The organism is Pararobbsia alpina, assembly GCF_965118125.1.
In the GTDB taxonomy this organism is placed as follows: domain Bacteria; phylum Pseudomonadota; class Gammaproteobacteria; order Burkholderiales; family Burkholderiaceae; genus Pararobbsia; species Pararobbsia alpina_A.
Window position 1 is genome coordinate 1,142,639 of record NZ_OZ221287.1, and the last position, 22,757, is coordinate 1,165,395.

The following is a 22,757-nucleotide window of genomic DNA, read 5'->3' on the forward strand; positions in this document are numbered from 1 at the left end:
GAACACGCAACTACCCGGCAATCGGACCCATCAATCGTCCTCATCCCTCTCAGGCCGCTTCGCATCGACGCCCGCGTCCTTGACGACACTAAAGCGCTCAAGCGTGCGCTTGCGGGCCACGTCGTGATCGACAACCGGCAACGGATAGTCGCTGCCCAGTGAAATACCGGCCGCGCTCAACGCCTCAGGTTTTGCACGCCATGGCGCATGAATATCCTTGTCCGACAGCTTCGCGACCTCGGGGACGTAGTGACGAATGAATTTGCCGCGCGGATCGAACTTCTCCGATTGCGTGACGGGATTGAAGATGCGGAACCACGGTTGCGCATCGCAGCCAGTCGAGGCCGCCCATTGCCAGCCACCGTTGTTGGCTGACAAATCGAAGTCGTTGAGCTTCGCTTCGAAATACGCCTCACCGAGCCGCCAGTCGAGCCCGAGGTCCTTGACGAGGAAACTCGCGACGACCATGCGTAAGCGGTTATGCATATAGCCGCTCGCATTGATCTGCCGCATGGCCGCATCGACGAGCGGATAGCCGGTGCGGCCTTCACACCACGCCGCAAAGTTTGCGTCCGCCGCGGGTCCGGTTTCCCACTCGATCGCGTCGAAAGCCGGCCGGAACGCCTCATGCGCCCCCGGCATCCCCACGCGCGGGGCGTGATACAGGATCTGAAAGTAGAAGTCGCGCCAGATCAGCTCCGACAGCCAGGTCTCCGCGCCTTTGTTACCCAGCCGCATCGCGTCATGCGCCTCTCGTGCGAGCGCGCGGATCGAAATCGTGCCGAAGCGCAAATGGACCGACAGATAGCTCGGCCCCTTGATCGCCGGGAAATCGCGCTGCGCCTGGTAGTCGTCGATCCGGTTACGGAAATCGTCGAGCAATTGGTAGGCGCCCGTGCTGCCCGCGGGCAGGGCGGGCGCTTGTGCATCGGCAAAGCCGAGATCGGCGAGCGACGGGATGCCCGGCGTGCGCGACTGGTCGGGGAGGGCGTTCGTGTGATGCGAGTGCGCACTCGCGCGCGCGCGTCCGCTGCGAGCGCCATGCGGATCGTCGTTCGTGTGTGAGCGGCCAACTGCGTCCGAAGAACGGGTATGTGCATTGCGCGCCGCGCCGGCAGGGTCGCCATGACTCGCATGATCGTCCCGTTCCGGATCGACATGACGCGAGCGCTGCGCCAATGGCCCATCCGGATCGAACCAGTGCCCGCCGAGCATCGGCGGCCGCGCAAGCGTATGAAGATAGTCGTCGACCGCGTAAGGCGCGAGCGCGCCGGGCGTGACCGCCGCGAGCCATGCACGTTTATAGGGCGTGAACACCGTGTAAGGTCGTTTTTGCCCTGTCAGCAGCTCATCTTTCTCGAAGATGACCTGATCCTTGAAGCTGAAGAACGCAATCGACTGTACGGTCAGCGCTTCGCTGACACGCTCGTCACGCTCGATCGCCGCTGGCTCGTAGTCGTGATTCGCAAAGACCGCCTCGGCGCCAATATCCTTGGCCAGCGCGGGGATCAGCGAAACCGGGTCGCCGTGGAGGACCGTGAGTCCGCCGCCCGACTCCCGTAATGTGGAATCGAGTTCGACGACACTTGAGTGGATAAAGGGGACACGCCGGTCGTCCGGAGGCAACGGATCGAGAATGGTCGTGTCGAAGACGAAAGCACATACCACCCGCTGGCAGCGGCTCAGTGCGTGATAAAGTGCAGCATGATCTGCGACTCGCAGATCGCGCCTGAACCATACGAGCCCGCAGGTGAAATCGGACATGTCGTCTGTTTGCTAAAATCTGGATTATGTCCAAGACCTCAGAGCGCATCAATCTTACGAATCAGTTCCTGATCGCCATGCCGAACATGGTGGATCCGACGTTTTCAGGAACGGTCGTCTATCTCTGCGACCACAGCGAGCGCGGCGCGCTGGGTCTCGTGATCAATCGTCCTACCGACATCGACCTTCAGTCGCTGTTCAACCGTATCGACCTCAAGCTCGAAATCGAGCCGTTGCTGCATCTGCCCGTCTACTTCGGTGGCCCCGTGCAGACCGAGCGCGGCTTTGTGCTGCACGAGCCCATCGAGGGCACCACGTACACGTCGTCGATGTCCGTGCCTGGCGGCCTCGAGATGACCACGTCCAAAGACGTGCTCGAAGCCGTTGCAAGCGGCACGGGCCCGAGCCGTTTCCTGCTGACCCTCGGCCATGCAGGCTGGGGCGCCGGCCAGCTCGAGGAAGAACTCGCGAAGAACGGCTGGCTCAGCGTCGCCGCCGATCCGTCGGTCATCTTCGACGTGCCTGCCGAAGATCGTCTGTCGGCGGCCCTGTCGCTGCTCGGCATCAGCCCCTCGATGTTGTCCGGTGAAGCGGGTCATGCCTGATCGGGCGATTGCGGCAATGCCCGCCGCTGCGACTGCGCTGGTTACAGATCGCATGCGAGGGCACACGTGAGCGATGCCGCGACGCTGCTCGCCTTCGATTACGGCGAGAAGCGGATCGGTGTGGCCGTGGGCAATACCCTGCTCGGGCAGGCGCGTGCGCTGACGATCATCCAGAACCGCAACAAAGAGTACCGATTCGAAGCCGTCGGCAAACTGATCGACGAGTGGAAGCCGCAGGCGCTGGTTGTCGGCCTGCCGCTGCACCCCGACGGCACGGCGCACGAGCGCACGCAGTTGTGCAAGCGATTTGGCAATCAGCTCAACGGCCGGTTTTCCCTGCCGGTCACGTGGGTCGACGAACGGTATTCGTCGGCTGCCGCCGCGGATGCGCTCGGGCGCGATCAAGATATCGACGCCGAAGCCGCCCGCATCATCCTCCAACAGTTTTTCGACCAGCCATGACCTCGTTTGACGCAGAAGCGCTCTACGCGGCGCTGCGCGAGCAGATTCGCGCTGCCTATCCTGACTGGACCCAGGCCGACAGCCCCGTGCTGGCGGGCATTCACACCGGTGGCGCATGGATCGCCGAGCGCCTTGCCGCTGACCTGGGCGTGACCCAGTTCGGCACGATCAGCGTGGCACTGCACCGCGACGACTATTCGCGACGCGGCCTGCAGGCCGAAGCGCGCTCGACGCAGTTGCCGTTTGCGATCGAAGGCCGGCGCGTCGTCCTCGTCGACGACGTGCTGAACACCGGCCGTACCATCCGCGCCGCGATCAACGAGCTGTACGACTTCGGCCGCCCGGCGGCAGTCGAACTCGCCGTGCTCGTCGATCGGGGCGGCCGCGAATTGCCTTACTCCGCACGATTTGTCGGCACCGTCGTCGACAGCGTGCCGGCAGGCACAACCCTGGTGCTCGAGCGCGACGAGGCCGGTCCGGCCGGCCGTCTGACGTTCGGCACTGAAGCAACCCGTGCCTGACGCGTCGCGCAGGCACACCCCCTCATTCGAGCAGGAATCGTCATGAGTACCGCATCCCAGCCCGCGCCGGGCGCGAGCGCACAACCCGCTACGGGACCCATTACGGGAGCCGGCATCCAGGTCGGTCGACCGGGCTTTCTTCGAGCCAACCCGCAGCTCACGCGCAATGGCGAGCTCAAGCATTTGCTGACCATCGAAGGCCTGCCGCGCGCCATCGTCACGCAGATCCTCGACACCGCCGACCAGTTCGTCAGCGTGACGGATCGTGAGGTCAAGAAAGTCCCGCTGCTGCGCGGCAAGTCCGTCTTCAATCTGTTCTTCGAGAACTCGACGCGTACGCGCACGACGTTCGAGATTGCCGCGAAGCGCCTGTCGGCCGACGTGATCAATCTGAACATCAATGCGTCGTCGACAAGCAAGGGCGAGTCGTTGCTCGACACGATCAACAACCTGTCGGCCATGCATGCCGACCTGTTTGTCGTGCGCCATGCCTCGAGCGGTGCGCCCTACCTGATCGCCCAGCATTGCGCACCGCACGTGCACGTGATCAATGCCGGTGACGGGCGCCACGCGCACCCGACGCAGGGCCTGCTCGATATGTACACGATCCGGCACTTCAAGAAAGACTTCCGCCAGCTGACCGTGGCTATTGTGGGCGACATCCTGCACTCGCGTGTCGCGCGCTCCGATATTCACGCGCTGACCACGCTCGGCGTGCCCGAAGTGCGTGCGATCGGTCCGGCAACGCTGTTGCCCGGCGGTCTCGAGCAGATGGGTGTGCGCGTGTTCAACAATATCGAAGAAGGCCTGAAGGGCGTCGACGTCGTGATGTGCCTGCGCCTGCAGAACGAGCGCATGAGCGGCGCGCTGCTGCCTTCGGCGCAAGAGTATTTCAAGAGCTATGGCCTGACCCCCGAGCGCCTGGCGCTTGCCAAGCCCGACGCAATCGTGATGCACCCCGGTCCGATGAACCGTGGCGTCGAGATCGATTCCGCCGTGGCCGACGGTCCGCAGTCGGTGATCCTGAACCAGGTGACCTTCGGCATTGCCGTGCGTATGGCCGTGATGGGCATCGTTGCGGCAAACAACGACTGAGGCGCGAGAGAACACACGCAATGAAGATTCATATCAAGGGCGGCCGCGTCATCGATCCGGCCGCCGGCACCGAGCAGGTGGCCGACGTATTTATCGCTGCAGGCAAGGTCTGCGCGATCGGTACCGCGCCTGCCGATTTCAACGCTAACCGGACGATCGACGCGAGCGGCTTGATCGTCGTGCCGGGTCTGGTCGACCTGTCGGCGCGCCTGCGCGAACCCGGCTACGAATACAAGGCCACGCTCGAGTCGGAGATGAACGCCGCACTCGCAGGCGGCGTGACGAGCCTGGTCTGCCCGCCCGACACCGACCCTGTGCTCGACGAGCCGGGCCTCGTCGAAATGCTCAAGTTCCGTGCGCGCAACCTGAACCAGGCGCATGTGTATCCGCTGGGCGCACTGACGATCGGCCTCAAGGGCAAGGTCATCACCGAGATGGTCGAGCTGACCGAGTCGGGCTGCATCGGGTTTTCGCAGGCCGATACTCCGGTGATCGACACCCAAGTGTTACTGCGTGCGTTGCAATACGCGACGACCCACGGCTTTACCGTCTGGCTGCGCCCGCAAGATGCGTATCTGTCGGCAGGCGGCGTGGCCGCGAGCGGTCCGATCGCATCGCGTCTCGGTTTGCCGGGCGTGCCTGCTGCGGCCGAAACAGTCGCACTGCACACCATCATCGAGCTCGTGCGCATGACCGGCGCGCGCGTGCACCTGTCGCATCTGTCGTCGGCTCCCGGCATCGATCTCGTGCGTGAAGCGCGCAAGGAAGGGCTGCGGATCACGAGCGACGTCACGATCAATCACCTGCATCTGACCGATATGGATATCGGTTACTTCGATTCGCAGATGCGCCTCGATCCGCCGCTGCGGACCCAGCGCGATCGCGACGCGATTCGTGCGGGCCTGCTCGATGGCACCATCGATGCGATCTGCTCCGATCACACGCCCGTCGACGATGACGAGAAGCTGTTGCCGTTCGCCGAGGCATCGCCGGGCGCGACCGGGCTTGAGTTGCTGATGTCGTTGATTGTGAAGTGGGCCAACGAGTCGAGAGTGCCGCTTGCCAAGGCCCTGGCCAAGGCGACGACCGCATCGGCCGATGTGCTCGGCTTGCAGGCGGGAAGAATTTTGGCGGGTGCGGTAGCCGACATAGCCATTGTCGACCCCGCAGTACAGTGGATGGTCGAGCCTCGGGTGCTGAAGAGCCAGGGGCACAACACTCCGTTCCTGGGATATGAACTGCCGGCGCGCGTGAAAACCACGATCGTGGCCGGCCACATCGCATACGAGGCCAAATGAAGATGACGATCCGTAAAGAAATGGCTCGGTTGTGGTACGTGTTGAAGATTGCTGCGGGCACCGCTGCGCCCGCAGGCGCGACGAGCGAGGTTTCGGCGACTGACGCTTCAGCGAATGAAGGTTCGCGAGTCCGGCACCCGCGCAACCCCGCACTCGTGGTGATTTCGCGTGCAGGGCGGACCAACGTGCAGGCGCAGCATCGCCGCAGCCTCCAGGCTGACGGCCGTCGTCCTGCCTATGCGTTGCCTTACAGCCCGCATACGGACACCCATCTTGAAGCGCGCAGCGCTGTGGCGAGCGTGGCACGCCATGGTGCCGTTGGCACCGTGGTCGATGGCGACGCGGGCATGATCGTGTAAAGTGTTCCGCCACGCACCGTCCAAAGGGCGCCCTGATGCCGGTTTCGACCGGTCTCGGCGCCCTTGGTCTATCCGAACCCCCTCGTCAGGCCTGCCACCGTTTTGATCGTATGAGTCACAGTCTGCGCAAGGCGCGCATTTTTCTGCATATCGGCAAGGGCGTGCTGCTTGCCGCCACGATCTTCCAGGCTGCGAATGCGGCCAAGAAGCAGGCGATGATCCGCAAGTGGTCACAGCAGTTGCTTGCGCTGTGCGGCATGAAGATCGTCGTGCATGGCAATGAGCACACCATCGATACGGGCGCGCTCGTTGTCGGGAATCATGTGTCGTGGATCGATATTTACGTCGTGAATGCGTGGCGGCCGACACCGTTTGTCGCGAAGTCGGAGATCGCAAAGTGGCCGGTGATTGGCTGGCTGGCGAAAACGATCGACACGATCTTTATCGAGCGCGAGAAGCGCGGCGATGCGCGGCGGATCATGCATCAGCTCGCGGCACAGATGACCGCGGGCAAGAACGTGTTTGTGTTCCCTGAGGGGACCACGGGGGATGGCAGCGGGTTGTTGCCGTTCCATTCGAATCTGTTTCAGGCTGCAGTGTCGGCGGGTGCGCCGGTGCAGCCTGTTGCGATGGTGTATCTCGATGCGCAGGGCAAGCACACGCTCGCGCCGGCTTATATCGGTGATATGAGTCTGCTCGATACGCTCAACGCGATGCTTGATGCGAAGCCGCTGCAGGTGCATCTGTATGTCGGTGAAGGGATTGCGCCGGGGACGGAGCGAAGAGCGTTGTCGGCGAAGGTGGAAGGGGTGATTGGCGCGGCGTTGACGGCGATGCGAGAGGGGCGAGATCCGGAGTCGGCGGTGCGGGAGCTGGGCGAGGCGACAGCAGTCGGGGTGAGTGTCAATGAGTGAGAATTTAGCTTCGCTTTCTTTCGAAAGTTGGCTGGGCGAGGTTCGAACGAAGTTTACCGGCGACGCCCCGGACCTGCTGCCCCTGTTCGAGACCTACGCTGCCGAGGCGATTTTTGGCCGACGCTATATTGCGGCCGACCTTGCGCAACTACAGGCGGCAGCTCAAGTGCTTGAAGTCGGTGCCGGGTCGCTGTTGCTTAGCTGCCAGCTGGTCAGAGAGGGGTTCACCGTTACCGCGTTGGAGCCTATCGGCGTTGGCTTTTCGCATTTCGATCGAATGCGCCAAGTGGTCATGGAACTCGCGGAGGCGTCAGAGTGCCTCCCGAGAATTGTTGACTCGACGGCCGAAGCTTTTTCCGAGGCTGGGCGCTTTGCATACGCGTTCTCAGTAAACGTCATGGAACACGTGAACGATGTGGCAAGCGTGATGCGCAACATAGGCCGCAGTCTCGATGATGGAGCAAGCTATCGATTCACGTGTGCAAACTATCTTTTTCCCTACGAGCCGCATTTCAACATTCCGACGCTGTTCTCGAAGAAGTTGACTGAGAAGGTCATGCATCGGAGGATTTTTAACGCTGGGAACATGCCTGACCCGACGGGTACCTGGAAGTCTCTAAATTGGATCACTGTCGCCCAGGTCGCTTCAATTGCTCGAGGCCTGCCGGGCTTTCGCGTGGAATTTAATTCGAAGCTACTGGTGGAAACTGCCGAACGGATGGTGTTCGACACCGAATTTGCACACCGTCGTTCAGCCGCTGTGCGAGGACTATTCGGAGTGCTCGTGCGATCGCGTTTGCATCGCGCGCTTCGGTTTGTCCCACCGGTATTGCAGCCCCTGATGGATTGCCGCCTTCGAAGGGCCGCTCACCGTGAGTCCCGCTAGTTATTGCTTTCGCGAAAAAGTAAAAAAGTTGTGTCCCAGGTAGGACAGAATCACGACGAGAAGAATGACTACGCCTTGCGCAATCCACATCGGGATGCCGGCAAAATTGACGAGTAGCCATAGAAGCGCGGTGCTTAGAAGCGCCGCGAAACCGTACACGACATACGCGCGCAAGTATTCCTGAAGCCACTTCCCGTGTGTTCTGAAGACGAACACCTTATACGTCACGAACGAGAAGGTGATCGATATTACGTTGGCGATCAGGCTGATCGCGACGATATGCAGACGATGTACCAGCAAATAGTAAAGGCCAACCGTGACGCCGTAGCCGAAGGCGGTGTTGCCGGCGCCGACGATCAGATACCGCGCCTGCTTCGCGTCGAGCACGCGGCGTAGCCAGCTCTCTGCTTCTTGAGGGATGAATCGCAAAAGCGCTTTCCTGGTCTAGGTATATGGCGAAATTCCGGCATCGAGCTGCCCGGGCATCGTCGCAGGGTCAGGCTCAATGACGCTTGGCGGCCGTTGATGGCGCGCGTTCGACGCCCGACATCATCGGATTATAGCGACGCCACCCTTAGCACCCGTCGCCGCATTTGACCTGGATCAGTTCGCGCTGCTCTGGATCGGGCGCAAGACGCAGCGCGCTGAGCCGGTTGCCCCATACGCATCCGCTGTCGAGCGCACACAGGTTGTCGCGGATCTGAAGCCCGAGCGCGGCCCAATGCCCGAACACGATCGTCGTATCGATGGTCTTGCGCGTAGGGATGTCGAACCACGGAAAGTAGCCTTCGGGCGCACTCTCGATCCCGCCGTTAGCCTTGAACTCGAGCTTCCCCTGCGCGCTGCAGAAGCGCAGGCGCGTCAGCGCATTGACGACGACGCGCGTACGGTCGTCGCCGCGAAGCGACTCTTCCCAGGTCGCCGGCTCGTTACCCCAGAGCCTAAGCAGAAATGACTTCCACGAGGGCCCTCTGAGTTGCGCTTCGACCTCAGCCGCGAGTTCGAGCGTCTTCTCGACGGTCCAGTCGGGTAGTACACCCGCGTGCACCATGAGAAACCCGTTGTCGTAGTGCGCGAGCGGCTGGTGGCGAAGCCAGTCGATCAGATCGTCGAAATCGGGTGCTTCGAGAATAGCGTCAAGCGTGTCGCCCTTCTTTTGCGTATGCGCGCCGGCAGCGATCGCCAGCAGATGCAGGTCATGGTTGCCCAGGACGACTTTGGCCGTGTCGCCCAGCGCGATGATCGAACGCAGCGTCTCGAGCGACGCGGGTCCGCGATTCACGAGATCGCCTGTGAGCCAGATCGAAGACGTTTCGGCCATGTCGATCTTCGCGAGCAAACGCTCGAATGCGCCGTGGCAACCTTGCAGGTCGCCGATCGCCACGGGCCAGGAGGAACGGGGGGTGGAACTCATGAATGGTGGGTCATTGATCCGTCTTGCGAACAGCGGGACACGGCCGACTCGCCGGCCGGAAGCCGAATCTGTCTGCCGCGGGCGGATTTGCGCCTCTATAATAATTCCCCTCGCCGGCGGATGTCAGCGCTGGTTTAACAAGGAAGTCTATGATTCTCGTAACGGGCGGGGCCGGTTTCATCGGTTCGAATTTTGTGCTGGATTGGTTTCGCGAACATGACGAGGGCATCGTCAATGTGGACAAGCTCACGTACGCGGGCAATCTGACGACGCTGAAGTCGCTGTCGCACGATACGCGCCACGTGTTCGTGCGCGCCGATATCGGCGATGCCGCGGCCATGGCCAGCGTGCTGGCCCAGTACAAGCCGCGTGCAGTCGTGCATTTCGCCGCCGAAAGCCATGTAGACCGTTCGATTCACGGGCCGGCGGAATTCGTCCAGACCAATGTCGTCGGTACCTTCACGCTGCTCGAGGCCGTCAGGGCGTACTGGAACGGGCTCGATGAAGAGGCGCGCCTCGCGTTCCGCTTCCTGCATGTGTCGACCGACGAGGTCTTCGGCTCGCTCGAAGCTGCGGATGCGCCGTTTTCCGAGACCACGGCCTACGCGCCGAATAGCCCGTATTCCGCGTCGAAGGCCGGGTCGGATCATCTGGTGCGCGCATACCACCACACGTACGGCCTGCCGGTGCTCACGACGAATTGTTCGAACAATTATGGTCCGCACCATTTCCCGGAGAAGCTGATTCCGCTCATGATCCAGCATGCCATCGAAGGCAAGCCGCTGCCGATCTATGGCGACGGACGCAATGTACGCGACTGGCTTTACGTGACCGACCACTGTTCCGCGATCCGGACCGTGCTGTCCGCCGGGCGCGTCGGCGAGACCTACAACGTTGGCGGCTGGAACGAAATGGCCAATGTCGACGTCGTTGGCCTGCTGTGCGATCTGCTTGACGAGCTCAAGCCTAAGGCAGGTGGCTCGTATCGCGATCAGATCAAGTTCGTTCCCGATCGTCCGGGTCATGACCGGCGCTATGCGATCGACGCGCGCAAGATCGAGCGCGAGCTCGGCTGGCGTCCTGCCGAAACGTTCGAAACGGGTCTGCGCAAGACGGTGCAGTGGTACCTGGCGAATCAGGACTGGGTTCAGGGCGTGACCACGGGCGAATATCGTACGTGGGTCGAAACGAATTACTCGCAACGTCACTAAGGAAACGCCGCGATGGCGCGCAAAGGCATTATTCTCGCCGGTGGATCGGGGACGAGGCTGTACCCCATCACGCTCGGCGTCTCGAAGCAATTGCTGCCGGTCTACGACAAGCCGATGATCTACTATCCGCTGTCGACGCTGATGCTTGCGGGCATTCGCGATGTGCTGGTGATTTCGACGCCGGAAGACACGCCGCGCTTCTCGAGCCTGCTTGGCGACGGATCGCAGTGGGGCATCCATATCCGGTATGCAGTCCAGCCGTCGCCGGATGGACTCGCCCAGGCGTTCGTGATTGGCCGCGAGTTTGTCGGGAACGATCCTGCGGCACTCGTGCTCGGCGACAACATTTTCTATGGTCACGACCTCGCAAGGCAGCTTGAACGCGCAAACGCGACGGATAGCGGCGCGACCGTATTTGCGTATCACGTCCAGGACCCGGAGCGTTATGGCGTCGTCGAATTCGACGATCGGGGCCAGGCATTGTCGATCGAGGAAAAGCCCGCCCGGCCGCGCTCGCATTACGCGGTGACAGGCCTGTACTTCTACGACAAGCAGGTCTGCGACATCGCGGCCGGCATCCGGCCATCGGCGCGTGGTGAGCTCGAAATTACCGACGTCAACATGCATTACCTGAAGGCCGGGCAGCTCAACGTCGAGGTCATGGGCCGGGGCTATGCATGGCTCGATACGGGGACGCATGACTCGCTGATCGAGGCGTCATCGTTCATCGCCACGCTCCAGAAGCGCCAGGGGCTGATGGTTGCGTGTCCGGAAGAGGTGGCGCTTCGCAAGCGCTGGATCACCCGGGAACAGCTCGCCGCGCTCGCCGCGCCGCTGTCGAAGAATGCCTACGGTCGATACCTTCAAACGCTACTTGCGGATACGCGCGCATGACCATCCAAGTTCTTGAGACCTCGCTGCCGGAGATCAAGCTGATCGAGCCGCAGGTATTTGGCGACGCTCGCGGCTTCTTCTACGAAAGTTTCAACGCGCGCGAGTTCGCGCAACTGACCGGCGTGGATACGCCGTTCGTTCAGGACAATCACTCGCGCTCGGCCAAAGGCGTATTGCGCGGGCTCCACTATCAGATCGAGCACGCACAGGGCAAGCTCGTGCGCGTCGTGGCGGGCGAGGTGTTCGATGTCGTCGTCGATATCCGTCGTAGCTCGCCGAACTTCGGCAAGTGGGAAGGCATTCGGTTGTCGGCCGAGAACAAGCGTCAGCTTTGGGTGCCGCCCGGTTTCGCCCACGGCTTTCTCGTGGTGTCCGAAAGTGCCGAGTTTCTGTACAAGACGACCGACTACTGGTATCCGGCGCACGAGCGGAGCATCGTCTGGAACGATCCTGATCTTGCGATCGAGTGGCCGCTCGACGGCACGCCGACCGTCGCAGCCAAGGATGCGGCGGGTCAATTGTTTTCGAACGCCGAGGTGTACGCGTGAACATCCTGGTCACGGGGCGCAACGGGCAGCTCGGATGGGAATTGCAACGGGCACTGGCACCGTTGGGCCATGTTCACGCGGTCGACCGGAGCCAGCTTGACCTGTCGCGTCCCGAGACGCTGGCGCCTTTCGTGACCGCGCTGCGCCCGGCAGTCATCGTGAATGCCGCCGCCTATACCGCGGTGGATCTTGCCGAGAAGGAAACCGAGGTCGCGAGGCGCGTGAACGCGGAGTCGGTGCAGCTTCTCGCGGCACTCGCGAAGCAACTCGGCGCGCTGTTCGTCCACTATTCGACGGACTATGTGTTCGACGGCAACGGGCTGCGTGCTTACCTCGAAACCGATCCGGTCGCGCCATGCAATGCATACGGCGCGACAAAGCTCGAAGGCGAGCGCGCTGTCGCTGCATCAGCGGCCGACTGGCTCGTGTTCCGGACATCGTGGGTGTACTCGACGCGCGGCCGGAATTTCATGCGTACGATTCTGCGGCTCGCATCCGAGCGTGAAAGCATGAGCGTGGTCAACGATCAGCAGGGCGCGCCGACTTCTGCGCGCATGATCGCGGACCTCAGCGCGCACGCGATCGCGCTGGCCTTGAAAGAGCGCAGGCAGGATGCGTTCGAGTCGGGCCTGTTTCATCTGACCGCGCGCGGGACGACGACCTGGTATGGGTTTGCGAGCGAGATCGTTTCGCTCGCGCGGCAAAGCGGCGTGTTCGATATCAAGGTCAACGACGTGCTGCCCGTGGGCACCGAGGCGTATCCGACGCCGGCGCGTCGCCCCGCGTTCTCGGTGCTCGACAACGCGAAGTTTGAGCACAGGTTCGGACTCTCCCGTCTCGACTGGGCCGCGGCACTGAGGCTCGTATTCGACGATCTCGCACGCGCGTAACGCGCGCCCCGCATACCCGCCCGCAGCTCGGCGATCCGCTCGCGTGAAGCGGGCGGTCACCTTCTCTTGTGCTTCACTCGCGTACTTCGGGGAGCCTGTGCATTCACGGTGGCTCTCGCACGCCGTCATGTCCGGCAATGGGTAAGCAAATGTAACATTGGCCGTCCGGGGGCGAATGAAAGACGCGCTCTAAACCCTCACGGAGCCTTGCGCTCACACTTGCGATTCTTTGGCAACGTGTCACGGTGTGATGGTGTCTTTCTTCAAGGACCTTGAGTTAGAATGCGCGTTTATTGCCAAACGCTCCCGTGATGCGTTAGGCAATGAAAATGAATCTGTCAGGCCACTATTCGATTTCGCTGAGCGCGCTATTTAATCGGAATTGCGCGATTGTTCGTATAGTTTGCCGTCTTTTTTACGCAGGAGCCTTGCCAGGATATGTTTAGCCTCGCGAGGCCTCACGAGGAATCTATCTGGCATATGAAGGCCGTCATTCTTGCAGGCGGGTTGGGAACACGTATCAGCGAAGAAACCGCAGTCAAGCCTAAGCCGATGGTCGAAATCGGTGGACGTCCGATCTTGTGGCACATCATGAAGATCTATTCAGCCCATGGCGTGAATGACTTCGTTATTTGCTGTGGCTACAAGGGCTACGTCATCAAAGAGTACTTCGCGAACTACTTCCTACACCTCTCCGATGTGACCTTCGACATGAGCCAGAACACGATGGAGGTGCATCAGCGCAAAGCTGAGCCCTGGCGTGTCACGCTCGTCGATACCGGCGACGCGACGCAGACCGGCGGGCGCCTCAAGCGCGTTGCACCGTACCTCGGTTCGGAAGACTTCTGCATGACCTACGGCGACGGCGTAGGCAATATCGATATCACGAAGACGATCGCGTTCCACAAGTCGCATGGGCGGCTTGCGACGATGACGGCGACGCAGCCTCCGGGCCGTTTTGGCGCGCTCTCGATCGACGGGACGGCCGTGCGCAGCTTCGTCGAGAAGCCGGCCGGCGAGGCGGGCTGGATCAATGGCGGCTTTTTCGTGCTGTCGCCGCGCGTGCTCGATCTCGTCGACGGTGACGAGACACTCTGGGAGCGTCAGCCGCTCGAGAAGCTCGCGAGCTCCGATCAGTTGCAAGTGTACGAACATTCGGGCTTCTGGCAGCCGATGGACACGCTGCGTGACAAGAACCATCTCGAAGATTTGTGGGCGGCGAAGAAGGCGCCCTGGAAGGTCTGGGAATGAGTCCTTCTTTCTGGCGTGGCAAGCGCGTGTTCCTCACGGGGCACACGGGTTTCAAGGGCAGCTGGATGTCGTTGTGGCTTCAGTCGCTCGGTGCCGACCTGACGGGCTACGCGCTCGCCCCACCCACGCAGCCTAGTCTGTTCGAGCTTGCGCGTGTCGGCGATGCGATGCGATCGATCATCGGTGACGTGCGCGATGCCGATGCGCTGCGCCGCGCCATGGTCGAAGCGAAGCCCGATATCGTGATTCACATGGCCGCCCAGCCGCTCGTGCGCTACAGCTATACCAACCCCGTCGAAACGTACGCAACGAACGTGATGGGTACGGTGCATATGCTCGAGGCCGTGCGCCAGACCTCGTCGGTGCGCGCCGTCGTGAACGTCACGACCGACAAGTGCTACGAAAACCGCGAGTGGAACTGGGGCTATCGCGAAAATGAGGCGATGGGCGGGCATGACCCGTACAGCAGCAGCAAAGGCTGTTCGGAACTGGTCACGGCCGCGTATCGCTCGTCGTTTTTCGGCACCGAGGCCTACGGCACGCATGGCGTCGCGCTCGCGTCCGCGCGCGCGGGCAACGTCATCGGCGGGGGAGACTGGGCCAGCGATCGCCTGATTCCGGACATCATTGCGGCGTTTTCTGCGTCGCGGCCAGTGAATATCCGCAATCCCAATTCGATTCGTCCGTGGCAACACGTGCTCGAGCCCGTGCGCGGGTATCTGATGCTCGCCGAAGCGCTGCACGATCACGGTATGCAATTTGCTGAGGGTTGGAATTTTGGCCCTTACGACGAAGATGCACGGCCGGTGCGCTGGATTGTCGAAGCGCTGTCGCAGATGTGGGGCGAGGACGCGCACTGGCAGGTCGATGGCGCAGACCACCCGCACGAGGCGACATTCCTGAAACTCGATATTTCCAAGGCGCGTAACGCGCTTAAATGGCAGCCGGCGTTGCGCCTGCACGATGCGCTCGGGATGATCGTCGACTGGACCCGCCGCTGTGCCGCAGGCGAGGCATGCCGTGAGGTGACGCTCGATCAGATCCGGACGTACCAGGATCTCAGCGTGATCGCCCCTTCCCACTAATCCAGACGGGCCACCGCCGACGGCTGTTTCCGCCGGCGAGAGTCGAAACTGACGATAACAAACGCCCCCCAATCCGATTGAGCAGAGATTGATTATGGAAAACTCCAAGACCAAAGCCTTGCGCGAGCAGATCGCCACCCTCGTCGAGGAATATGCGGCGATCGCCCTGGCACCGCAGCCGTTTATGCCCGGCGCCATGACCGTGCCGCCGTCGGGCAAAGTGCTCGGCGCCGCCGAGCTGAAGCTGATGGTCGAGGCGTCGCTCGACGGCTGGCTCACGACCGGGCGCTTCAACGACGAATTCGAAAAGCGCCTCGCGCGCTTTATCGGCGTGAATTACCTGATCACGGTGAATTCGGGCTCGTCCGCAAATCTCGTCGCGTTCTCGACACTGACGTCTTCCAGACTCGGCGATCGCGCGATCAAGCCGGGTGACGAAGTGATCGGCGTCGCGGCCGGTTTCCCGACGACCGTGAACCCGATTCTGCAATTCGGCGCGGTGCCCGTGTTCGTCGACGTCGAACTCGGCACGTACAACATCGACGCGACGAAGATCGAGGCAGCGATTTCGGACAAGACCAAGGCGATCATGCTCGCGCATACGCTGGGCAATCCGTACAACCTCGAAGTCATTGTCGCGCTGTGCAAGAAGTACAACCTGTGGCTCATCGAAGATTGCTGCGATGCACTCGGCGGCACGTATAACGGCCAGCTCGTGGGCACCTTCGGTGACATCGGCACGCTGAGCTTTTATCCGGCTCACCACATCACGATGGGTGAAGGCGGCGCGGTGTTCACGAACAACCACGAGCTCAAGCAAATCGCGGAATCGTTCCGTGACTGGGGCCGTGACTGCTATTGCGCGCCGGGCAAGGACAACACCTGCGGCAAGCGCTTCGACTGGCAGCTCGGCAATCTGCCGCACGGCTACGACCACAAGTACACGTACTCGCACCTCGGCTACAACCTGAAGATCACCGACATGCAGGCGGCATGCGGCCTCGCCCAGCTCGATCGCATCGATGAGTTCGTCGCGGCCCGCCGGCGCAATTTCAAGTATCTGACGGAGCGTCTCCAGAGCTGCACCGAATTCCTGATCCTGCCGCAAGCGACACCGAATTCGGATCCGTCGTGGTTTGGTTTCCCGATCACGATCCGGGAGACTTCGGATGTGCGCCGCGTCGATTTGCTCGAATATCTCGATCAGAGCAAGATTGGCACGCGTCTGTTGTTCGCAGGCAATCTGGTGCGTCAGCCGTACATGCAAGGTCGCAACTATCGAGTGAGCGGCGAGTTGACCAACACGGATATCGTGATGAACAACACGTTCTGGATTGGCGTGTATCCGGGACTGTCTGAAACCGAACTCGACTTTGTCGCGAGCAAGATTGAGACGTTCTTTGGCGTGAACTTTTAATCAATAAAGTTGATTTTGTGGAAGACAGGCGATTAAGGTATCTACTGGTCGGTGGGTGGAATGCGGCATTTGCCTATTTCGTGTCCCTCGGCCTTTACCATGTGCTTTCAGCGCATTTGCATATCGTAATTATCGGTATCATTGTGAATGTTATTTGCATTACAATGTCGTTTGCGACGTATAAACTTGTCGTCTTTAAAACGCACGGTAATTGGATTAAAGAATACGCGCGGTGCTATGTGGTATATGGAGGCAGTGCTGCCTTCTCGATCGCCTGCTTGTGGTTGTTGGTGAATGGCTTGCATATTCCATATTGGGTGGCTCAGGGTGCTGTGCTCGTCGCCTCTGTGGCCATTTCGTATGTGGGGCATGCGCGGTTCACCTTCAGAAAACGTCACGCCGACGACTCGGAGCGCAATGCGTACGCTCCGGATGTGTGACTGGCTTGGGACGGGGTATTAAACCGGGCGCGTCGAATCGCTCGACTTGTCATTATTTTTATTGGGAAAAATACGATGAATGCTCGTGAACGCAAGATGCTGGATATTCTGAAGCGACTGAAGCAGGAGTTTGGCTGCGTCGCTGTCAAGGCAGAGTTCGAAGCCGAAGGTACGCGTGTCGACGAGCTGCTGCGCCTGGTCGAGCTCGTGCGTCGTGCGGATCTGAAGTTCGGCCTGAAAATCGGTGGTTGCGAGGCCATTCGCGACCTGATCGAAAGCAAGCAGATCGGTGTCGAATACATCATCGCGCCGATGGTGGAAACGCCGTATGCGTTGTCGAAGTTCATTGAGGCAAAGAACAAGATCTATACGGCGGAAGAGCAGGAAGATACGCAATTCCTGTTTAACCTTGAAACGCTCCAGACGTTCAAGACGCTGGACGAAATGGCTGACATCGCACGGCAGCCCCACGGCTGCAGCGGCATCGTGTTTGGCCGCGTCGACTTCTCGGGTTCGCATGGCTGGTCGCGTGATGCGATCAACACGGATCCGGTGACCGAATACGTGCTGAAGACCGCCGAAGTCTGCAAGGCGAAGAACCTTGAACTCGTGGTCGGCGGCGGCGTGTCGATCGACGCAGTCCCGGCGCTCAAGCGCATTGCTGCTGTGCACCTGAACCGTTTTGAAACGCGCAAGGTGATTTTCGCTGCGGAAGCCGCAACGGTTCCGACGATTGAAAAGGGTCTGCTCGAAGCAGTCCATTTCGAATTGCTGTGGCTGCTGAACAAGCGCGACTACTACGGCACGATCGAAGCCGAAGACAACAAGCGCATTGACATGCTCGAAAGCCGCTGGAAGGTGCTCAACGGCGCCCAGTAAGACCGTCTGAGTCTTCAGCCGGGTTAATCTGCCTGGTGACCAGCCCGGTGAGCTTTGGCAGGCTCACCGGGCTGGTTCATTCACCGGGCCGCATCAAAACGCATCATTCGACGGGCCATCATGACAGCATTACAGCGAGTCGCCGTGTTCGGCGCATCGGGGGCCATCGGCAGCGCGATCGTCGAGTCGTTTGCCGCACGCGGCGACACCGTGATCGCGATCAGCCGCTCGGGCCGGGGTCCCGCATTGCCGAACGTGCACTGTGTGACATGGGATGGAGAGGGCGAACTGCCTGAACTCGATGCCCCGCTCGATGCCGCTGTCTGGTCGCAGGGCGCGAACTGCAGCGACAGTATTCGCACGTTCGACCTCGCCGCGCACCAGGAGATGTATGCTGCCAACGTGACGTATGTCATGACGAGCCTGCAGGCGCTGCTCGCGCGCGAACAGCTGGCTGCGCGTGCGCGTTTGTGCATCATCAGTTCGATCTGGCAAAACATTGCCCGGCAGAACAAGCTTTCCTACTGTGTAACCAAGGCGGCACTGCAGGGGCTCGTGCAGTCCCTGGCGGTCGATCTGGGGCCGTCGGGCTACCTGGTCAACGCCGTGCTGCCGGGCGCACTCGATACGCCGATGACGCGTGCCAATCTGAGCGCGGAGCAGATCGCGCGGCTCGAAGGCATGACACCGCTCGGCACATTGCCTGCGCTCGAAGACGTGACCAACCTCGTGGGCTTTTTGTGTTCTCCGGCCAATACGGGCATCACGGGTCAATTTGTTTCGGCTGATAAGGGGTTTTCACGTGCAAGAATCCTTTGACATCGTGTCTTCGTCGGGCAGTTATGCGGTCCGGATCGGCCGCGGTTTGCTTGCGAACGTCGTCGACGCGCATCGCGACGCGATTTATCTCGTCGATGAGCGGCTTGCTCATCTTCTGCCTGAGGCCGCGGCGCGGCGCGTGCTCATCGAAGCCAACGAGAGCCGCAAATCGCTCGAGGCCATGCCCGAGGTCATCCTCAAGCTGCGCGAACTCGGCGCGAACCGTTCGACGCATATCGTCTCGATCGGGGGCGGTGTGCTTCAGGACATCGCGACGTTCGCGGCGTCCGTCTACATGCGCGGCCTGAGCTGGACCTATATGCCGACCACGCTGCTCGGCATGGCGGATTCGTGTATCGGCGGCAAATCGTCGATCAACGTGCTCGGGTACAAGAACCTCGTCGGCAATTTCTATCCGCCCGTCGAAGTCGTGATCGATATCGATTTCATTCGTTCGCTCGATGCCGAGCAGGTGATCGGCGGTCTCAATGAAGCGGTCAAGATTTGCTATGCCCGCGGCGCGCAGTCGTTCGCGGACTACCTGGCGGAAGGTCCCGCGTGGCCGTTGCCGCCGGAGACGGCGCAACGTCTGCTGACGCGTTCGTTGATTACGAAGAAGTGGTTTATCGAAATCGACGAGTTCGACCGCAAGGAGCGTCTGCTGCTCAACTATGGCCACACGTTCGGTCATGCGCTTGAAGCTGCAACGCAGTTTGGTGTGTCGCATGGCGTGGCGGTTGGCCTCGGCATGCTCGTCGCGATCGACTTCGCGAAGCGCGGCGCACGTCTCACGCAGACGGGCGCGTCGCACGCAGAGGCGCTCGGACGCCATGTCTCTGCGATGACCGATATCGTCGTCGAGAGCGGCGTGCGCTGGCCGAAGGTCGACCTGACCGCCGTGCTGCAGAAGTTCGACAACGACAAGAAGCACAACACCGAGTTCTATCGCGTCGTGGTGCCGGTTCGCGACGGCGAGCTCGAACTCGTTTCGATTGCACGCAACGACGACACCCGTGCCGCTTTGCGCGCGTCGTATGAAGCCGTGTTCAGCCAGCTTGGCATCGACACTGCCGTTGCAAGCAACGTTGCCTGAGGACGCGAAACCTGGTTATGGAACGAAGCGGTACAACGACTGCGCTGACGTCGCAGGACTGGTCAATTGACACCGATCTCGCAGAGATCTGTGCGGCTGCCGGGCCGGCATGGGACGCGTTGCGCGGCGCCCGGATTTTCGTGACGGGCGGCACGGGCTTTATCGGCCGGTGGCTGCTCGAGTCGCTGCGTTACGCGAACGAGCGCCTCGGACTCGGCGCACGGGCGACCGTGCTGACGCGCGACCCCGAAGCCTTTGCGAACAAAGCCCCCCATCTGGCGGCGCATGTCGGGTTCGACTATGTCGCGGGCGACGTTTCGACCTTCGGGTTCGGCGAAGGCCGCTACGACTTCCTGATTCACGCGGCCACCGACGCGAGCGCGGCGCTCAACGAGCACAACCCACGCCAGATGTTCGATACCGTCGTCAACGGCACGCGCCGGGCGCTTGATTTTGCCGAGCATCACAAGGCGCGCATGTTGTTCCTGAGTTCGGGCGCGGTCTACGGACAACAGCCATGGGAGATGTCCCATGTGTCCGAGACCTGGACGGGCGGCCCCAAGTGCAACGATGCGCGTAACACTTACGCGGAAGCCAAGCGCGCGGCGGAGATGCTCTGCGCCATCTACGCGAAGCAGTGCGGCGTGAGCGTGATCACCGCGCGCATCTTCGCGCTACTCGGACCGTTTCTGCCGCTCGGCACCCACTTTGCCGCCGGCAATTTCCTGCGCGACGCGATGGATGGAAAAGCCGTCGTCGTCAACGGTAACGGCCTGCCGTGCCGTTCGTATCTGTACACGTCGGATCTGACGGCATGGCTCTGGCGCATGTTGACCGGGGCGGCGGCCGGCAGCGTCTATAACGTCGGATCCGAAGAGTCGGTGTCGGTCGCCGGACTCGCCGAGCGCGTTGCGGCGCTGGTCGGCAATGGAGAATTCAAGGTGCTTGGCGCTGCCGATACGGGTTGGAACCCGGGACGGTATGTGCCGGACATCTCTGCAGTCATGCATGACCTGAACGTCAAAAGGTCGATATCGCTGGATGATGCGATCGTGAGGACCGCGTTGTTCAATGGATGGAACGGAAGGACATAAAAAACATGAAGCTCTCTGACTACGTAGCGCAGACCATCACCGCCCATGGCATTCGCCATGTGTTCATGGTCACGGGCGGCGGCGCAATGCACCTGAATCATTCGCTCGGAACGCATCCGGACATCGAATGCATCTTCAACCATCACGAGCAGGCGTGCGCGATGGGCGCGGAGGCGTACTACCGCCTCACGAACCGGCTAGCGGTCGTGAACGTGACATCGGGTCCCGGCGGCACGAATGCAATCACGGGCGTGTATGGCGCCTACGTCGATTCGATCGGCATGGTCGTGATCTCCGGCCAGGTCAAGTACGAAACCACGGTGCGCAGCACGGGCCTGCCGCTGCGTCAGTACGGCGACCAGGAGCTCGACATCGAGCAGCTCGTGCGCCCGGTGACGAAGTACTGCGAAATGGTGACCGACCCGGAAACGATTCGCTATCACCTCGAGAAGGCTCTGTATCTTGCAACGTCGGGACGTCCGGGCCCGGTGTGGCTCGACATTCCGTTGAACGTTCAGGCGGCGCAAATCGATCCGGCTACGCTCAAGGGCTTTGATCCGGCCGAACTCGACGAGCCGTGGAAGCACACGGATCTCGACGCGACGTGCGATGCGATCCTGGCCAAGCTCGCGAACGCCAAGCGTCCGGTCGTGTTTGCGGGCGGTGGTGTTCGCTTGAGCGGCAAGCATGCCGAGTTCATCAAGCTGATCGACAAGCTCGGCGTGCCGGTGGTGACCGGTTGGAATGCGCACGACGCCGTGCCGAACACGAATTCGCATTTCGTCGGCCGGCCGGGGACGATCGGTGACCGGGCAGGCAATTTCGTCGTGCAGAACGCTGACTTGCTGATCATTCTCGGCAGCCGCCTTAACATTCGCCAGGTCAGCTACAACTGGACGACGTTTGCGCGCGAAGCCTACAAGATCTGGGTTGACATCGATCCGTACGAGCTGCAGAAGCCGACCGTCAAGGCGGACATGCCCGTGCTCGGCAACCTGACCGACCTGGTGCCTGCGTTGCTTGCGCGGCCCTACGCGGGACCGTGCGCCGAGCAGACCCAGTGGCTCGAGTGGTGCCAGGAACGTCAGCGCCGCTTCCCGGTCGTGCTGCCCGAGTATCACGACAACGCGCAGATCAATCCGTACGTGTTCATGGACAAGCTGTTCGCCGAACTCGGCGAAGACCAGATTGTCGTGACGGGCAACGGGTCCGCGTGCGTGGTCAGCTTCCAGACGGCGCACCTGAAGGAAGGCCAGCGCCTGTGGACGAATTCGGGCTGCGCATCGATGGGCTACGACCTGCCGGCCGCGATCGGCGCGTGCAAGGCCGCAGGCGATCGGCCGGTCGTCTGCCTGGCGGGCGACGGCAGCATCATGATGAATCTGCAGGAGCTGCAGACGATCGCGGGCAACCACCTGCCGGTCAAGATCATCATCCTGAACAACAGCGGCTATTCGTCGATCTTCCAGACGCATCGCAACTTCTTCAAGGGTGTTGAAGTCGGTGCGGGCCCCAAGAGCGGCGTCAGCTTCCCGGACTTCGCCAAGGTCAGCGCCGCGTTCGACCTGCCGTTTATCCGTGTCGCGACGCACGAAGGTATTACCGATGCGCTTCGCCGCACGATGGAGACTGACGGCCCTGCTGTGTGCGAAGTGATGATCGACGAACATCAGCCGTTTGCACCGAAGCTGTCCTCGAAGCAACTGCCGGATGGCCGCATCATCTCGCCGCCTCTCGAAGACCTCTCGCCGTTTCTTTCGAGAGAGGAATTCGAAGAGAATATGATCATCGAACTGTTCAACGAGTCGCTCTAAGCCG

The 22,757-nt window shown here is 61.4% G+C and carries 23 protein-coding genes and 1 pseudogene; 21 read left to right on the forward strand and 3 right to left on the reverse strand.

What is annotated here, in order from left to right:
* Positions 1-30: 30 nt before the first annotated feature.
* The gene (locus ACMFWR_RS04875) at positions 31-1,764 is read right to left on the reverse strand and encodes an FAD-binding domain-containing protein (RefSeq protein WP_413193887.1); all 1,734 of its coding nucleotides are present in this window, start codon (positions 1,762-1,764) and stop codon (positions 31-33) included.
* A gap of 26 nt (positions 1,765-1,790) precedes the next feature.
* Between ACMFWR_RS04875 and ACMFWR_RS04880 the strand changes: the two genes are divergently transcribed.
* The 8 genes and pseudogenes from ACMFWR_RS04880 to ACMFWR_RS04915 all read left to right on the forward strand — a co-directional run bounded on the left by ACMFWR_RS04880 (position 1,791) and on the right by ACMFWR_RS04915 (position 7,904).
* The gene (locus ACMFWR_RS04880; RefSeq protein ID WP_121083570.1) at positions 1,791-2,369 is read left to right on the forward strand and encodes a YqgE/AlgH family protein; all 579 of its coding nucleotides are present in this window, start codon (positions 1,791-1,793) and stop codon (positions 2,367-2,369) included.
* A 66-nt stretch (positions 2,370-2,435) separates the two neighbouring features.
* On the forward strand, positions 2,436-2,831 hold the full coding sequence (gene ruvX / locus ACMFWR_RS04885; RefSeq protein WP_413193888.1) for a Holliday junction resolvase RuvX: 396 nt from the start codon (positions 2,436-2,438) through the stop codon (positions 2,829-2,831).
* On the forward strand, positions 2,828-3,352 hold the full coding sequence (gene pyrR / locus ACMFWR_RS04890; RefSeq protein ID WP_413193889.1) for a bifunctional pyr operon transcriptional regulator/uracil phosphoribosyltransferase PyrR: 525 nt from the start codon (positions 2,828-2,830) through the stop codon (positions 3,350-3,352). The genes ruvX and pyrR overlap by 4 nt, the downstream gene beginning before the upstream one ends.
* Before the next feature lie 126 nt (positions 3,353-3,478).
* Positions 3,479-4,447: pseudogene (locus ACMFWR_RS04895) on the forward strand (aspartate carbamoyltransferase catalytic subunit); the annotation flags it as partial.
* Between the two features lie 20 nt (positions 4,448-4,467).
* Positions 4,468-5,745, forward strand: a complete 1,278-nt coding sequence (locus ACMFWR_RS04900) for a dihydroorotase (protein ID WP_413193890.1) — start codon at positions 4,468-4,470, stop codon at positions 5,743-5,745.
* Positions 5,742-6,104 (forward strand): hypothetical protein, encoded by a 363-nt coding sequence (locus ACMFWR_RS04905; RefSeq protein WP_413193891.1) that lies wholly within the window; start codon positions 5,742-5,744, stop codon positions 6,102-6,104. The genes ACMFWR_RS04900 and ACMFWR_RS04905 overlap by 4 nt, the downstream gene beginning before the upstream one ends.
* A gap of 110 nt (positions 6,105-6,214) precedes the next feature.
* Positions 6,215-7,018: a lysophospholipid acyltransferase family protein gene (locus ACMFWR_RS04910; protein ID WP_413193892.1), complete on the forward strand. Its 804-nt coding sequence runs from the start codon at positions 6,215-6,217 to the stop codon at positions 7,016-7,018.
* The gene (locus tag ACMFWR_RS04915; RefSeq protein WP_413193893.1) at positions 7,011-7,904 is read left to right on the forward strand and encodes a class I SAM-dependent methyltransferase; all 894 of its coding nucleotides are present in this window, start codon (positions 7,011-7,013) and stop codon (positions 7,902-7,904) included. Before ACMFWR_RS04910 ends, ACMFWR_RS04915 begins: the two co-directional genes overlap by 8 nt.
* Here ACMFWR_RS04915 and ACMFWR_RS04920 read toward each other — a convergent pair whose 3' ends face one another.
* Together ACMFWR_RS04920 and ACMFWR_RS04925 are read right to left on the reverse strand one after the other, a co-directional pair.
* On the reverse strand, positions 7,905-8,333 hold the full coding sequence (locus ACMFWR_RS04920) for a GtrA family protein (protein WP_413193894.1): 429 nt from the start codon (positions 8,331-8,333) through the stop codon (positions 7,905-7,907). It lies immediately after the preceding gene.
* 145 nt (positions 8,334-8,478) lie between these two features.
* A complete protein-coding gene (locus ACMFWR_RS04925) occupies positions 8,479-9,318 on the reverse strand; it encodes a symmetrical bis(5'-nucleosyl)-tetraphosphatase (protein ID WP_413193895.1) in 840 nt (279 codons plus the stop codon).
* A 149-nt stretch (positions 9,319-9,467) separates the two neighbouring features.
* Between ACMFWR_RS04925 and rfbB the strand changes: the two genes are divergently transcribed.
* The 13 genes from rfbB (at position 9,468) to ACMFWR_RS04990 (ending at position 22,753) form a co-directional block, all read left to right on the forward strand.
* Positions 9,468-10,529, forward strand: a complete 1,062-nt coding sequence (gene rfbB, locus ACMFWR_RS04930; protein ID WP_413193896.1) for a dTDP-glucose 4,6-dehydratase — start codon at positions 9,468-9,470, stop codon at positions 10,527-10,529.
* Positions 10,530-10,541: 12 nt separating this feature from the next.
* A complete protein-coding gene (gene rfbA / locus ACMFWR_RS04935; protein WP_413193897.1) occupies positions 10,542-11,423 on the forward strand; it encodes a glucose-1-phosphate thymidylyltransferase RfbA in 882 nt (293 codons plus the stop codon).
* Entirely contained in the window at positions 11,420-11,971 is a 552-nt protein-coding gene (gene rfbC / locus ACMFWR_RS04940; protein WP_413193898.1) for a dTDP-4-dehydrorhamnose 3,5-epimerase, read from the forward strand. The genes rfbA and rfbC overlap by 4 nt, the downstream gene beginning before the upstream one ends.
* On the forward strand, positions 11,968-12,861 hold the full coding sequence (rfbD, locus tag ACMFWR_RS04945; RefSeq protein WP_413193899.1) for a dTDP-4-dehydrorhamnose reductase: 894 nt from the start codon (positions 11,968-11,970) through the stop codon (positions 12,859-12,861). Before rfbC ends, rfbD begins: the two co-directional genes overlap by 4 nt.
* 480 nt (positions 12,862-13,341) lie before the next feature.
* Positions 13,342-14,112 carry a glucose-1-phosphate cytidylyltransferase gene (gene rfbF / locus ACMFWR_RS04950; RefSeq protein WP_413193900.1) on the forward strand — a complete coding sequence of 257 codons (771 nt, stop codon included), beginning with the start codon at positions 13,342-13,344 and terminating at the stop codon, positions 14,110-14,112.
* Positions 14,109-15,197: a CDP-glucose 4,6-dehydratase gene (rfbG, locus tag ACMFWR_RS04955; RefSeq protein ID WP_413193901.1), complete on the forward strand. Its 1,089-nt coding sequence runs from the start codon at positions 14,109-14,111 to the stop codon at positions 15,195-15,197. Before rfbF ends, rfbG begins: the two co-directional genes overlap by 4 nt.
* A 94-nt stretch (positions 15,198-15,291) precedes the next feature.
* On the forward strand, positions 15,292-16,614 hold the full coding sequence (gene rfbH, locus ACMFWR_RS04960) for a lipopolysaccharide biosynthesis protein RfbH (RefSeq protein ID WP_413193902.1): 1,323 nt from the start codon (positions 15,292-15,294) through the stop codon (positions 16,612-16,614).
* Positions 16,615-16,694: 80 nt separating this feature from the next.
* A complete protein-coding gene (locus tag ACMFWR_RS04965) occupies positions 16,695-17,054 on the forward strand; it encodes a GtrA family protein (RefSeq protein ID WP_413194786.1) in 360 nt (119 codons plus the stop codon).
* Between the two features lie 75 nt (positions 17,055-17,129).
* Entirely contained in the window at positions 17,130-17,933 is an 804-nt protein-coding gene (locus ACMFWR_RS04970; RefSeq protein ID WP_413193903.1) for an aldolase/citrate lyase family protein, read from the forward strand.
* Positions 17,934-18,053: 120 nt separating this feature from the next.
* Positions 18,054-18,752 carry an SDR family NAD(P)-dependent oxidoreductase gene (locus ACMFWR_RS04975; protein WP_413193904.1) on the forward strand — a complete coding sequence of 233 codons (699 nt, stop codon included), beginning with the start codon at positions 18,054-18,056 and terminating at the stop codon, positions 18,750-18,752.
* Positions 18,736-19,845, forward strand: coding sequence for a 3-dehydroquinate synthase family protein (locus ACMFWR_RS04980; RefSeq protein ID WP_413193905.1), 1,110 nt, complete (start codon positions 18,736-18,738; stop codon positions 19,843-19,845). Before ACMFWR_RS04975 ends, ACMFWR_RS04980 begins: the two co-directional genes overlap by 17 nt.
* A gap of 17 nt (positions 19,846-19,862) precedes the next feature.
* Positions 19,863-20,939 (forward strand): NAD-dependent epimerase/dehydratase family protein, encoded by a 1,077-nt coding sequence (locus ACMFWR_RS04985; protein ID WP_413193906.1) that lies wholly within the window; start codon positions 19,863-19,865, stop codon positions 20,937-20,939.
* 5 nt (positions 20,940-20,944) lie between these two features.
* Entirely contained in the window at positions 20,945-22,753 is a 1,809-nt protein-coding gene (locus ACMFWR_RS04990) for a thiamine pyrophosphate-binding protein (protein ID WP_413193907.1), read from the forward strand.
* Positions 22,754-22,757: the final 4 nt, after the last annotated feature.

Coding starts and splice junctions, on each gene's coding strand:
- rfbH (WP_413193902.1), top strand. CDS start 15,292: ATGGAAAACTCCAAGACCAAAGCCTTGCGCGAGCAGATCGCCACCCTC.
- pyrR (WP_413193889.1), top strand. CDS start 2,828: ATGACCTCGTTTGACGCAGAAGCGCTCTACGCGGCGCTGCGCGAGCAG.
- ACMFWR_RS04915 (WP_413193893.1), top strand. CDS start 7,011: ATGAGTGAGAATTTAGCTTCGCTTTCTTTCGAAAGTTGGCTGGGCGAG.
- ACMFWR_RS04900 (WP_413193890.1), top strand. CDS start 4,468: ATGAAGATTCATATCAAGGGCGGCCGCGTCATCGATCCGGCCGCCGGC.
- rfbB (WP_413193896.1), top strand. CDS start 9,468: ATGATTCTCGTAACGGGCGGGGCCGGTTTCATCGGTTCGAATTTTGTG.
- ACMFWR_RS04990 (WP_413193907.1), top strand. CDS start 20,945: ATGAAGCTCTCTGACTACGTAGCGCAGACCATCACCGCCCATGGCATT.
- rfbA (WP_413193897.1), top strand. CDS start 10,542: ATGGCGCGCAAAGGCATTATTCTCGCCGGTGGATCGGGGACGAGGCTG.
- ACMFWR_RS04925 (WP_413193895.1), bottom strand. CDS start 9,318: ATGAGTTCCACCCCCCGTTCCTCCTGGCCCGTGGCGATCGGCGACCTG.
- ACMFWR_RS04910 (WP_413193892.1), top strand. CDS start 6,215: ATGAGTCACAGTCTGCGCAAGGCGCGCATTTTTCTGCATATCGGCAAG.
- ACMFWR_RS04970 (WP_413193903.1), top strand. CDS start 17,130: ATGAATGCTCGTGAACGCAAGATGCTGGATATTCTGAAGCGACTGAAG.
- ACMFWR_RS04880 (WP_121083570.1), top strand. CDS start 1,791: ATGTCCAAGACCTCAGAGCGCATCAATCTTACGAATCAGTTCCTGATC.
- rfbC (WP_413193898.1), top strand. CDS start 11,420: ATGACCATCCAAGTTCTTGAGACCTCGCTGCCGGAGATCAAGCTGATC.
- ACMFWR_RS04985 (WP_413193906.1), top strand. CDS start 19,863: ATGGAACGAAGCGGTACAACGACTGCGCTGACGTCGCAGGACTGGTCA.
- rfbF (WP_413193900.1), top strand. CDS start 13,342: ATGAAGGCCGTCATTCTTGCAGGCGGGTTGGGAACACGTATCAGCGAA.
- rfbG (WP_413193901.1), top strand. CDS start 14,109: ATGAGTCCTTCTTTCTGGCGTGGCAAGCGCGTGTTCCTCACGGGGCAC.
- ACMFWR_RS04975 (WP_413193904.1), top strand. CDS start 18,054: ATGACAGCATTACAGCGAGTCGCCGTGTTCGGCGCATCGGGGGCCATC.
- ACMFWR_RS04875 (WP_413193887.1), bottom strand. CDS start 1,764: ATGTCCGATTTCACCTGCGGGCTCGTATGGTTCAGGCGCGATCTGCGA.
- ACMFWR_RS04905 (WP_413193891.1), top strand. CDS start 5,742: ATGAAGATGACGATCCGTAAAGAAATGGCTCGGTTGTGGTACGTGTTG.